The 12,190-nt window shown below is 62.9% G+C and carries 13 protein-coding genes; 7 read left to right on the forward strand and 6 right to left on the reverse strand.

Features of this window, described 5'->3' with window-relative positions; genetic code table 11:
• Position 1 precedes the first annotated feature (1 nt).
• Positions 2-748, forward strand: coding sequence for an IclR family transcriptional regulator (locus FDK12_RS05725; RefSeq protein WP_137368645.1), 747 nt, complete (start codon positions 2-4; stop codon positions 746-748).
• A gap of 105 nt (positions 749-853) precedes the next feature.
• Positions 854-2,185, forward strand: a complete 1,332-nt coding sequence (gene paaK, locus FDK12_RS05730) for a phenylacetate--CoA ligase PaaK (protein WP_137368646.1) — start codon at positions 854-856, stop codon at positions 2,183-2,185.
• Positions 2,186-2,251: 66 nt separating this feature from the next.
• On the opposite strand, the gene FDK12_RS05735 is transcribed toward paaK, so the two are convergent.
• Positions 2,252-2,755: a tetratricopeptide repeat protein gene (locus FDK12_RS05735; protein WP_137368647.1), complete on the reverse strand. Its 504-nt coding sequence runs from the start codon at positions 2,753-2,755 to the stop codon at positions 2,252-2,254.
• Between the two features lie 302 nt (positions 2,756-3,057).
• Here FDK12_RS05735 and FDK12_RS05740 point away from each other — a divergent pair, with 302 nt between their 5' ends.
• Together FDK12_RS05740 and FDK12_RS05745 are read left to right on the forward strand one after the other, a co-directional pair.
• Entirely contained in the window at positions 3,058-3,255 is a 198-nt protein-coding gene (locus FDK12_RS05740; RefSeq protein ID WP_137368648.1) for a hypothetical protein, read from the forward strand.
• Between the two features lie 107 nt (positions 3,256-3,362).
• Positions 3,363-3,917 (forward strand): hypothetical protein, encoded by a 555-nt coding sequence (locus FDK12_RS05745; RefSeq protein ID WP_137368649.1) that lies wholly within the window; start codon positions 3,363-3,365, stop codon positions 3,915-3,917.
• Between the two features lie 50 nt (positions 3,918-3,967).
• On the opposite strand, the gene FDK12_RS05750 is transcribed toward FDK12_RS05745, so the two are convergent.
• The 5 genes from FDK12_RS05750 to FDK12_RS05770 all read right to left on the reverse strand — a co-directional run bounded on the left by FDK12_RS05750 (position 3,968) and on the right by FDK12_RS05770 (position 8,702).
• Complete coding sequence (locus FDK12_RS05750; RefSeq protein WP_137368650.1) at positions 3,968-4,330, reverse strand: DUF6968 family protein; 363 nt, start codon at positions 4,328-4,330, stop codon at positions 3,968-3,970.
• A 677-nt stretch (positions 4,331-5,007) separates the two neighbouring features.
• Complete coding sequence (locus FDK12_RS05755) at positions 5,008-5,466, reverse strand: MarR family winged helix-turn-helix transcriptional regulator (RefSeq protein ID WP_223263113.1); 459 nt, start codon at positions 5,464-5,466, stop codon at positions 5,008-5,010.
• A gap of 147 nt (positions 5,467-5,613) precedes the next feature.
• On the reverse strand, positions 5,614-6,762 hold the full coding sequence (locus FDK12_RS05760; RefSeq protein WP_317616715.1) for an alkene reductase: 1,149 nt from the start codon (positions 6,760-6,762) through the stop codon (positions 5,614-5,616).
• A 52-nt stretch (positions 6,763-6,814) separates the two neighbouring features.
• On the reverse strand, positions 6,815-7,555 hold the full coding sequence (locus FDK12_RS05765; protein WP_137368651.1) for an SDR family NAD(P)-dependent oxidoreductase: 741 nt from the start codon (positions 7,553-7,555) through the stop codon (positions 6,815-6,817).
• A gap of 124 nt (positions 7,556-7,679) precedes the next feature.
• A complete protein-coding gene (locus FDK12_RS05770; RefSeq protein ID WP_137368652.1) occupies positions 7,680-8,702 on the reverse strand; it encodes a CE1758 family FMN-dependent luciferase-like monooxygenase in 1,023 nt (340 codons plus the stop codon).
• A gap of 205 nt (positions 8,703-8,907) precedes the next feature.
• Between FDK12_RS05770 and FDK12_RS05775 the strand changes: the two genes are divergently transcribed.
• The 3 genes from FDK12_RS05775 to FDK12_RS05785 all read left to right on the forward strand — a co-directional run bounded on the left by FDK12_RS05775 (position 8,908) and on the right by FDK12_RS05785 (position 11,824).
• A complete protein-coding gene (locus tag FDK12_RS05775) occupies positions 8,908-9,489 on the forward strand; it encodes a CE1759 family FMN reductase (protein WP_137368653.1) in 582 nt (193 codons plus the stop codon).
• 131 nt (positions 9,490-9,620) lie between these two features.
• Complete coding sequence (locus FDK12_RS05780; protein WP_137368654.1) at positions 9,621-11,321, forward strand: MFS transporter; 1,701 nt, start codon at positions 9,621-9,623, stop codon at positions 11,319-11,321.
• 83 nt (positions 11,322-11,404) lie between these two features.
• The gene (locus FDK12_RS05785) at positions 11,405-11,824 is read left to right on the forward strand and encodes a hypothetical protein (protein WP_223263114.1); all 420 of its coding nucleotides are present in this window, start codon (positions 11,405-11,407) and stop codon (positions 11,822-11,824) included.
• Positions 11,825-12,190: the final 366 nt, after the last annotated feature.

A 12,190-nucleotide genomic window follows, 5' to 3' on the forward strand; every position in this document is an offset into this window, starting at 1 on the left:
CGTGGGATCGACGAGCGCGCGGGACGCCCCGGCGCCGCAGGCGACGACGGCGTCGCTCGCGCCCCAGAGCCAGACGCTCTCCCGCGGTATCCGGGTGCTCGAGATCCTCGCGGAGGCGACCCACGGCATGACGATCGCGGATGTCGCCGCAGCACTCGGAGTCCACCGGTCGATCGCCTACCGCATCCTGCGGACACTGGAAGCCCACGCCCTCGTACTGCGGGACGCGGCTGGCAGCTTCCGCATCGGGCCAGGGATGGCGGCGCTCGCGCGCGGCGTGGCACGGAACCTGCAGTCGGCGGCGTTGCCGGAACTCACGGCGTTGTCGGCCTCCCTGCAGATGACCGCGTTCATCGCCGTGTGGGACCGCCGCGAATGCGTCACGCTGGTCGCCGTCGAGCCCCCGCACGGGGAGGGGACCCTGGTGCAGCGGCCTGGATCCCGGCACTCCTTCAGTGCGGGCGCGCCGGGAATCGCGATCCAATCAGCACTCAGGGAGGACGAGTGGGAGCGCCTCGCGCCCGGCGAGCCCTACCGCACGGAATCGCGGCTCGCGGCGAGGACCGGCTACGCGCTCAGCCACGACGAGGTCATCCCGGGCGTCAGCTCCGTCGGTGCGGCGGTCCGCGTCCCCGGTCAGCTGCCGGCCGCGCTCGCCGTCGTCTACCTGAGCAGTGATGTCCCGACCGCGGACATCGGCGCCCGGGTGGCGCGCTCGGCGGCGACGATCGAGCGGAACCTGCGGTAGGCGATGACGCCAGTCGCTGCGCGCAGCCGGGAAAAGTGAACGATCGTTCGGTAATGTTGGCCTGACTGGCCGTCCGGCCCGGACACGTGTTGCGAAGGAGCTCCCATGCCACGCCTTCCACTGCGAGCCTCGGCAGCAGCTCCCTCGACGCTGGACGTGGAGGAGACCTGGTCGCGGGACCAGCTCGAGTCCGCGCAGCTCGAACGGCTGCAGGCCACGCTCGCCCACGCCTATGCGAAGGTGCCGCTGTACCGCCGGAAGTTCGACGACGCCGGCGTGCATCCTGGGGACCTCCGTGATCTGCAGGACCTCGCCAAGTTCCCCTTCACCACGAAGGAGGACCTCCGCAGCACCTATCCCTTCGGGATGTTCGCGGTGCCGCAGGAGCGGGTTGCGCGCATCCACGCCTCGTCCGGGACCACGGGCCGGCCGACCGTCGTCGGATACACGACCGGGGACCTCGACAGATGGGCTTCACTGGTGGCGCGCTCGCTGCGTGCCTCGGGTGTCCGGGCCGGCTGGAAGGTCCACAATGCCTACGGTTACGGCCTGTTCACGGGTGGCCTCGGGGCGCATGCCGGCGCGGAGAAGCTCGGCTGCACGGTGATCCCCATCTCCGGCGGGCAGACCGAGCGGCAGGTGCAGCTCATCCGGGACTTCGAGCCCGACGCGATCCTCGCGACACCGACCTACCTGCTCACCATCCTCGACACGATGGCGGCTGCGGGCATCGACCCGCGCTCGACGTCCCTGAAGACGGGCGTGCTCGGAGCGGAGCCGTGGACCGAGGGGATGCGGCAGGAGCTGGAGGGGCGCATGGGGTTCGACGCCTGCGACATCTACGGACTCTCCGAGGTGATGGGCCCCGGTGTGGCCGGCGAGTGCGTCGAATCGAAGGACGGCTCGCACATCTGGGAGGACCACTTCCGCCCGGAGATCATCGATCCCTTCACGGAAGCCGTGCTCGACGACGGCGCAGCGGGTGAACTCGTGTTCACCTCGCTCACCAAGGAGGCTCTGCCCATCATCCGGTACCGCACCCACGACCTCACGCGGCTGCTGCCCGGCACCGCGCGGCCGGGGATGCGGAGGATGGCCCGGATCACCGGCCGCAGCGATGACATGGTGATCGTCCGCGGCGTGAACCTGTTCCCGACCCAGGTCGAGGAGCTCGCCCTCGGCATCCCGGCGCTAAGCCCGCACTTCCAGCTCGAGCTCACGCGCCCCGAGGGGCAGCGCATGGACCGGCTCACCATCAAGGTGGAGCCACGGGAGGGCGTCAGTGCGGCCGACGCCACCCTCGCCGCGGAAGAACTCCGGAACCTGATCAAGACCCATATCGGCTCGACCTGCACTGTTGCCGTCGTCGAGCAGGGCTCGCTGGTGCGGTCCACCGGGAAACTCAAGCGGATTTACGATCTCCGTCCGCGCACCTGAGCGCCTGCAGGCCCAAACCGCGGGTTCCCTGGTGTCGCCTGCAGGTTGACGACGGAAGGTGCCCTGCTACAGCTGCTCCGGCTCCTCCAGAGAGCGGATGTCGGCCGCGTTCGCGCGGATCGCCGCCCGGTACCGCTCGATCTCCGGGGTACCGACGAACTCCACCACCACCTCCAGCAGCGATGCGAACGCGCCGTTCGGCGTGCCCGCAGCGTGCTGCGTGATGGCCTCGAAGACCGCCGGGGCCGGCGATCCGGGAAAGGCCGAGCGGGCCCGCCGGAAGATGTCGCGTGACGCCTCGTACTCGCCCAGGTTCCTCAGCGTGGACCCGTACTGGACGTAGCACCGGCGCAGGAGGTCCCCCTCCAGCCCGGCGGCGAGAGCCCGTTCGTAGAAGCCCCGCGCCAGCTCCTCCTGTCCCGCCGTGTCATAGGCTCCGCCCACCTCATAGAGCACCCGCGCGTTCTCGGGATGGGAAGCGAGAAAGGGGAGCAGCGCATCGATCGTCGGCTGCATATCATCGCGGTTCCGGCGTGCGACGATACCGTCGAGCTCTTCGTCCAGGGTCATGCCGTCCACTGTCGCACACGGCCTGGGACGTGGAACCGGCGTGGGCCTGGCACTGCCCGAGACTGCAAGGGACACTCTGATGGCTGTCTTCGCCTCTGCAATGGACATATCCGTACCTGACGAGGGGCCATCGACGTTGCTCCTCACTGGTCTCCGCTCTGGCAACGCTCCTGCGAAAGCCAAGGGCCGAGGCAAGAGCGGCACCAAGGCGAAGAAAGCGCGTACGGGCAGCACGGCGGTCAAGGCCGCCATGCGTCCAGGCCCCGTGAGTTCAAAGGCTGTGTGCGTTCGGGGTGAACCCGATGATCCTCGGGGACATCAAGGGCGAGCACATCGACATGATCGAAAAGCTCGGCGGCAAGGGCCTGCCCCTGGGCCGCGGTATCGGGCACATCAACCCCCTCGATGATGCCGGCGCCCTGGAAGCGGCGACCCGGCTGTCCCCGGTGAACTGCTCACCGAGCTTCACGCACGACGTCGCGGACTCATCGCGGCCCTGATTGCCATCCTGCGCAAGAAGCCCCTCGATGAGCGTGAGGAGGCGATCCTCGACCGATGCCTGATGGTCCTCGAGGCTGAGCACAACCCTGCGGGCACGGTTCCCCTGATGGACGATCTGCGGGCCGTTCCTAAGAGTCGTCCGGCGCAGGTACGGGAAGTTGCTTTGGATCGTGGCAGCGACGAGCGGTACGACACGATCACCGAGGGCCTGGAGTCCTCGCTGAACTCACTGTGTGGGGCTGGCGTGTTCGGGGACATGTTCTCGAAGGCGTCCACGCACAAGATCGACGCGACGACGCCGATGGCGTTCGACCTCTCCCGGATCTCGCAGGCCGAGAACGATCTGCGGGCGGCAACACTCATGGCGTGCTGGTCCGCTGGGTTCGGGACCGTCACGACCTCGAACATGCTCGCTGACGACGGCGTGATCGAGCGCCAAAGGTTCCTGGTGATCCTCGACGAGCTGTGGAACACCCTCGCGGCCGGTCCCGGCATCGTGGATCAGGTCAACGCGCTCACCCGTTTGAATCGTGAGTGGGGCGTGGGTCAGATCATGGCCTCCCACACCCCGTCTGACCTCAAAGCGGTCAAGGACGAAGCGGACCGCGGCCGACGAACTAGAGGCGGCGCTTCGGTGGACGTTCGAAAGCTGCGCGGCTGACCGAATCTTACATAGCTGTACCGGTCCTCATCAGTGCCATTGGATCACAACTATTCGATCGCTGAAGAGTTTCGAGCAAGGCGTTCAAGAGGCTGACGATCGAGGGTGGATATTGTGGGTAACATCAGATCGTCCTGTTCGAGGAAGGTTAGCCTGGTCGAGTCCGCTTCGAGCTTGTCGCCGACCTGTACCAGAGCAAGTGAGAGAGCTTGAAGGGCGTCGATACCGAGGGCTCTGCCTTCAATCATGTTGTCCTCAAGACCTGCGATTCTGTAAGCGCAGAACCAGTCGTTTGGAGCGTCAGGCATCCTTTCAGGGGCACAGAGGTCGATGGTGACTTCTCTTCCTGATGGAGTATGCAGTGTTCTGCTTCCGATGATCGCTGTGGCAGCGAACTCGTACGTGCTAGACATCAAGGCCCCTCCTAACCGTGTATTTTCGAACGTTGATTCTATGCGATTCTCGAGACCAGTTCCCAGTGTTAGTTACGGGGTTCGCAGCCTCTGATGCATTGAGCAGTTTGCTTGTTCATCGAATTGGTTCCAGCGTCCTAATGTCACTATTCCAGCTCATGAAAGTAGCTGGTTCGCCACCCGATGTAAAGATTGAGTCAAGTCGCTACGGCCTGCTCGGGTCGTCAGGAGGATTCCATCGCGCAGGGCACAGCGGGCGGATGCTCTGCCTGCTGGATCTTGTACGCCCAGCCTCTAAGCCGCCTTGGTAATGGAGCCGGCTTTGGTATGTCAGTACTGTTTCCTGGATTCAAGGTTCTGAGTAGTGTTGGGTTGCGGCGATGACAAGGACGTTGCCGAGCGAAGGATGATCGGGGTTGGAGCTAAAGGTCACTTTGCTCACTCCGGCGGCTGCGATGACGCGGTCCGCACTGACAGGGCGTGGCCTTTCTTCGAGAAAAGCAGGTTAGCCCCTTCGAGGATCTTGCTGGCGGTGTGGGCAGTGATGGGGCTTGGCGTATTTGACATGACAAAGTTTGGTCGGGAACGGTTGGTGTTTTGTTGGGAGCGCATGGCGGCACCTGATGGTGAAGCTGGCCGCGCGCTGCAGGATGGACCAGCGCATCCATCGTGTTCCCCTAGTCGAGGTGGGGAATAATCTTGCTGGCTAGTGCCACGAGTTGAGTTTGTTCTCTTGCGGTGAGGCCTTCGATAGTTCGACGTTCGAGTTCTGCCCAGACGTCGCGTGTTGGCTGCTTGAGTGCTTGCCCTGCCTCGGTCAGGAACACGAGTGTGGCGCGTCCATCGGTGGGGCATTTCTCGCGCCGTACAAGCCCTGTGCTCTCGAGACGGCGGACTGATTTGGCGATGGTTGAGTGATCGAATCGTTGTGTTTGCCCGAGGGCTTTCTGCGACTGGCCGTCTTCGTCCCACAGTTGCATGAGGATCAGCTCTTGGCTGGGGAAGAGCCCGAGGTCCGCAAGCTTTACTGTTGCCAGGGCCCGGTGCGAACGGGCCAGACTGAAGATGGCCCAGCTTGCCGGGAAGTCACGGGCGGTCGAGAGCTTACTTTCCGCGAATTGCCGTGGCGGTTTCACTAGGAGCCCCTCTTGTCCGTTTCGTTGTCGCACAGATATCTGCAGCGACACGCAGTTCTTGGCCTGTCCCTGATAGGGCGGCTCAACCTTAGCAGCACGCCGGTCGGCCCTGAATCGCCTTGCCCCGATTCAGGGCCGACAGAGGGTTTAGCGGCCGGCGGCTGTCTCTAGGGTGGGATAGTCGGTGTAGCCTGCTGCACCACCTCCGTAAAGGGTGGTTCGGTCGCATTTGTTGAGTTCTGCACCTGACCTGATCCGATCAACGATGTCGGGATTTGCCAAGGCCCACGAGGCGATCGGAGCGATGTCTGCGAGGCCTTGTTCGACGTCCATGGCGAGATCCTCGCGTGCTCGGCCGGGACGGATCACGAGTAAAGCGGTGGGCCAGGCTTTGCGGAGGTCGCCGAGCAGTTCCTCGTTCCCGTCATGGACTAGGTGCAGGTATGCGAGGTTCAGGGGTGCGAGCTGATCGACGAGGTATCTGTACAGGTCGGCGGCCTCGGGTCCCTCATCGAGGCCGCCCAGTGTTGAGTTGGGCGAAATACGGATGCCGGTGCGTTCTGGGCCGACCTCGGTTGCTACGGCTGTGGCTACCTCGATAGCCAGGCGGGCTCGGTTGTTGATTGGCCCACCGTAGGTATCGGTGCGTTCATTGGCGTTGGGGGCGAAGAACTGTTGCAGCAGGTACCCGTTCGCTGCGTGGATCTCGACGCCGTCGGCTCCTGCTCGGATGGCAGCTGCCGCGGCTATCCGGAAGTCCTGGATCGTGGCTTCGATCTCGGTCGTCGTCAGCGCTCGGGGTATAGGAGTGTCCTGCATCCCGGTGGGGGTGAACATGGGGACCCTGGGTGGGATGGCTGATGGGGCAACCGGCGTCCTGTGGTGCGGCGTGTTATCCGGCTGCGACATCCGACCGACGTGCATTAGCTGCATGAAGACGTATCCGCCAGCGTCGTGGATTGATGTGGTGATGCGTTTCCATCCCTGAATGTGAGCTTCTGTATAGATGCCCGGGGTGTTCATATAGCCCTGTCCGTCATCTGATGGCTGGACTCCTTCGGTGATGATCAGCCCCAGGGATGCACGCTGGGTGTAGTACTGCGCGGTCAGTTCGTTCGGGGTGCCGTCCGGATGGGCGCGGCTGCGGGTCATGGGGGCCATGGCCAGGCGGTGGCTCAACTGCATGTTTCCTACGGTGATTGGGTCCCAGAGCGTTGTCATGTCGTGTCCTGGCTGTAGCGGTGTTGTATCTGTCGTTGCGTTGAACTTGTTGTGGTGAAGCCGTTGCTGCTGCATGAGCGGTGGCCCGTCTGAGAGTTGAGCAGTTTTGGTGGGCAATTCCGGAAACTCAGTACATGTAGGCGCCGCCGTCGACGTTGAGTATCTGTCCGGTGATGAAGGCAGCATCTTCCGATGCGAGGAAGAGCGCGGGACCGGTGAGGTCCTCGGGGTTCTCGTCGCGGTGCAGTGCGCGGGCGTCGCGCTGTGACTGCAGGACGATGTCGGGAATGGTGTCACGGACTGTTTGAGTGATCGTCAGCCCTGGGACGATGACGTTGACGGTGATGCCGTAGCCTCCGAGTTCACGGGCCAGGGATCGTGAGAAACCGACGATGCCGGCTTTGGCGGCGCCGTAGTGGGCCTCACCCGGTGCTCCGTCGAAGACGGATCCGGATCCGAAGTTGATAATCCGGCCAGCTCCGAGGTCCTTCATCAATGGAAGGACGGCCTGAGTCATGAGGAAGGCGCCGGTGAGATTCACCTCGATGACTTCACGCCACTGTGCTGAACTCATGTTCTCGACGGTTGCGAAGGGAAAGTAGCTTGATGCGTTGACCAGGATGTCCACGCGTCCGACCCAGGTTCGGGCGAACTCCGCGATGCGGGTTACGTCTTCATCCGATGTCGTGTCGCCAGCGATGACGAACAACCGTGCATCTTCCTCCCATCGCCGGCGCCACTGCACAAGCTCGTCGGCGTCCGTATCAGTGGCCATGACCACATCGCCATGGGCGAGGAACCGATCGACAAGGGCGGTTCCGATGCCGCCGGTCGCACCGGTGATGAGAACTGCGCGGAGGGTGTTCATGTGGTTCTCCTTTTGGGGGTGTCACCTCATCAGGTGACCGATCGAGCGACCAGAGTGAGGGCGGTGTGTTGTTGTGGGGCTGTCTTCTTGTGGTGTGAGTCCCTGGGGTTCAGGTCGATGCTGGTTATGCGGGAACGTCAGCCAGTTCCTTACGGAGGGTCGGGACGACGTATTCGCCGAGGAGGTCGATCTGCTCGAGCGTGGTTTTCAGGGGGACCCCTCCGATTTCCAGTGCGAAGAGAATGCGCTGAACGTTGCCGGTGTAGTTGCGGAAGGAGAGGGTCTTGTCGATGACCTGTTCCGGGCTGCCTGCGATGGTCGGAGTTTGGGCCATGTAGTCCCTGAGTGCTGATCCGCCGGGAAACATGGGGGCGTTGTCGAAGTACGGCTGGAACTCGCGCAGGGCGTCCTGGGAGTTCTTGCGGATGAAGGCGTGCGCACCGATTCCCACGATTGCTTGGTCTGCAGTCCCGTGACCGTAGTGCTCGAACCGTTCCCGGTACAGGTTGACCATGCGTGTGGTGTGCTGCGGGGGGCCGAAGATGTGGTTGGCGAAGAAGCCGTCGCCGTAGTAGGCCGCTTGCTCTGGGATTTCCGGGCTGCGCACCGAACCGTGCCAGACGAAAGGTGCAGTGCCGTTCAGGGGGCGTGGCGTGGACTGGAAGCCCTGCAGGGGGGTGCGGAAGCGGCCCTGCCAAGTGACCCGGTCCTCGTCCCACAGCCGGCGGAGAAGAGCGTAGTTCTCGATAGCCAGATCTATACCGTCCCGCGTCTCCTTCCCGAACCACCCGTACACGGGTCCGCTGTTCCCTCGGCCCAACATGAGACTGACTCGGCCGTCGGATAGGTGCTGCAGCATCGCGTAGTCCTCGGCAATCTTCACCGGGTCATTCGTGGTGATCAGGGTTGTCGAAGTCGACAGCTGTAGGCGACTCGTCTTGGCAGCAATGAAGCCCAGCAGGGTCGTGGGCGAGGACGAGATGTAGGGAGGGATGTGATGCTCTCCCGTGGCAAAGACATCCAGCCCTGCCTGCTCTGCCCGGACTGCGATGTCGACCGTGCCCTTGATGCGTTCGTGCTCCGTTGGTGGACGCCCCGTCGCTGGGTCTGCCGCCCGGTCACCGACACTGAAGATTCCAATTTCCATAGCTGTTTCCTTTTAAGCTCGTTCTCCGCTGCTCCGTACCATCCAACTGAGCAGGAGGTACATCTAGATTAGGTTGCCTGCCACATAACTCGTTGTCGGTCAAGTTCATTCCCAGCGAGACAGTGGCGGAATTGTCGGAATATTTCTCGCTACTTGGAGACTGAAGTATGTGGCCGGCAACGTAAATTGAGAAGATGGAGCAGTGATGATGACTCGACAGATCCTGATGGTGTCCGCCGGATTGGGAGACCCGTCCTCTCGTCGCATGCTTGGTGATCAGGTTGCCGAAGCAGTAGTGGCAGAGCTGGAGGCGCTGGGTACACCTGCCGTGGTGAATGCGGTGGAGGTGCGCAACCATGCCCTGGATATCGCCAAGAACTTCATCACCGGATATCCCGGGCCAGATCTTGCAGCAGTGCTGGACGAGGTGGGGCGGGCTGACGGTTTGATCGTGGTGAGCCCTGTCTTCTCAGGTTCGTTCAGCGGGCTGCTGAAGTCAGTTTTCGACGTTCTCGATCAGAACGTCCTGCATGAAACACCCGTCCTGATGGGAGCCACCGGCGGGAGCGCACGCCATGCGTTGATGCTCGAACACGCCATGCGACCGCTGTTCAGCTACCTGCATGCAGTAGTCGTTCCGACCGCTGTCTACGCAGCACCGGAGGACTGGGGCGGCAATTCTGCTGCAGGACCGCTCGAGCAGCGGATTCGACGCGCCGCCCGCGAACTCGCCGCAGCAGTACACGCCTCATCCCGTCGAGCAGATCAAGCCAGGTCAGCGGCTTGATCTCCTTCGACGAGCTCCTGAGATCAGTCAGGAACACCTGACGCAATGCTTACCCGGCCTCCCGCCGTCGGAGCCAGCCCACCACATACCGGCTCTCCCGCTTTTTCGACCACCTGAAAGAAGGCATAACCATGAATGACCAAAGTCCGCCCACAACTATCAACCGCAGTAGTGTCCTGCCCACCCCCAGCAGCACCGAGATCCCTCAAAAGCAGGTCCTGCAAGCGTTGGCAGGGCTGTTCACGGGGCTGTTCACTGGCGTGCTGAGCAGCACCATCGTCACCAACGCGCTTCCAACGATCATGACCGATCTTCAGGGGTCGCAGACCGTATTTGCCTGGGTCGTGACAGTCGCCCTGCTTGCGGGCGCTGTGACTACACCGATCTGGGGGAGACTGGCCGACCTGCTGGACAAGAAACTGCTGGTGCAACTGAGCATCCTCGTGTTTATCGTGGGTTCGGTCGTCGCAGGGCTGGCCCCCGACATCCCGACCCTTCTGACAGGACGCGTCCTTCAAGGCATCGCGATGGGCGGGATTACCGCCTTGGCGATGGCGATCGTCGGGGCCCTGGTGTCGCCGCGTGAACGCGGGAAGTACAACGGCTATCTCGGCGGTGTCATCGCTGCAGCCACTGCTGCAGGACCCGTCATCGGCGGGATCATCGTCGACTCACCACTCGGCTGGCGATGGACCTTCCTCGTGACGGTCCCCTTTGCTGCGGCAGCCCTCGTCCTGCTGCACCTGACTCTGAAACTAGGCCATCAGCCGCGCCGCATCTCCATCGACTGGCTCGGCTCGATCCTCCTTGCCTCTAGCGTGGGTCTGTTGCTGATCTGGGTGTCCTTCGCCGGTAGGGCAGGATTCTACGATTGGGTCTCCTGGCAGAGCTTGCTCATGATCGCCGGCAGCATTCTGCTCGGAGTCCTCCTGACGCTGGCGGAAGCCAGGGCAGCCGAACCGGTCCTGCCACTGGGTATCATCACTGATCGCACCACGGCATTGGCCATCGTGGCGTCCATAGCGGTGGGCGTTGCTCTGTTCGCGGCAACGACGTACCTAGGCCAGTACTATCAGGTGGCCCGTGGCGCCTCCGCCACCGAAGCGGGTCTACTCATGCTTCCCTTGATCCTTGGAAACCTGCTGGGCGCAGTGGTATCCGGCCAGCTCATCTCCCGGTCCGGGCGCTGGAAACGATTCTTGATTGCAGGATCGGTCCTCCTCGTCCTGGGATTCGGTCTAGCTGGAAGCGTCGACCACCGCACCGACCTCGCACTCGTCGGACTGTATCTGTTCCTCCTCGGCGGTGGCCTTGGCCTGTTGATGCAGAACCTGGTGCTGGCAGTTCAGAACACGGTGCCGTTGCGGGACGTCGGCGCTGCCAGTGCCGCCGTGTCAACCTTCCGGACCATCGGTGGGGCCGCCGGTGTTGCAGTCCTTGGCTCTGTCCTGGCACATAAGGTCGCATCGGACACAGCAGCAGGTTTGCGTCATGCCGGCCTCCCCGCAAATACCTTGCTCGCAACCGAGGGAACGCCCGAGGTGGAAAGCTTGCCCGCTGCCGCCGTGGATATCGTCCGGAGCGCTTATGGCACGGGCACCGGCACTATCTTCCTGATTGTCGCCTTCACGGCTCTTCTTGCCTTCGCGAGCGTCGTCTTCATCGAGGAGACCGCGCTGCGCCGCACCGTGGACGTGCCAAGAGAAGAGCCAAGACGAGCACCACAACCGTCATCGCCGGACAGGAACAACGAGACCACCGGGGCGCTGACACCTGACACCGCAGGGCAACAACTCCAGCCTCTTACACACGCAGCCTTTCCTCGTCCGTAACCGACCACGGAACCGCCGCACACCAACTACCGATGAACATGCGGATCTCACCCCGAGGACCACACCAATCGAAAGGAGCAGACATGAGTACCGAGCTCGCCCACCGAACGGAACACTTCACCGTGACCCAGACGGTCACGATCATGGTCAACCGCTACGAAGTACGTTCCGCATCGAAGGACGGACAACCGGGACGCCTGCTGGCGTTCGCACAGCAGAAACGTGCGGCCTTCAAGGAGCAGGTGACGTTTTACCAGGACGAGTCACGCACAGTCCCTGGTTTTCCTTCCAGGCCCGGCAACGGCTGGATCTCGCATCCACCTACGACGTTCTGGACGCTGAAGGCAACACACTGGGGAGCTTCCGGAAGGAATTCGGCAGGTCGCTCCTCAGATCGACATGGCACCTCGAAAGTTCCAAGCTTCGGGCTACCGGCCGCGAACGAAGCACTAGCGTTGCTGTCGGTCGACGACTCTGGGACGCATTACCGCTCGGTGAGGTGATTCCGTCGCCTTTCCTCTTCCATTTTGACTTCGTGGATCCCTCGGGACAGGTGCTCATGACTCCCGAGCGAGGGCGCTCCCTACGCAATCGCTACCTCGCTTCCCTCCCAGGACAGCGGGTCGACGGTCGGGTAGTAGCAGCCATGGCGGTGGCTCTCGACGCACTTCAGTCCCGGTGAACCGTGGTGGAACCACTCCTCCTGGCTATGAGTCGCTATGGCATCAATGAAAGCTGGACCAGGGGATTCCGGCTCGCTATGCCATTTCCCGCGGCCGCCGGCGGGAAATGACTGGTGTTCGCCCTTCTTCACCAGCGCCACCGCCGGCATCGGGGAGTAGTGGAATCAACTCTCGAACAGCATGGTC

Source organism: Arthrobacter sp. NamB2 (genome assembly GCF_005281365.1).
GTDB lineage: Bacteria > Actinomycetota > Actinomycetes > Actinomycetales > Micrococcaceae > Arthrobacter_D.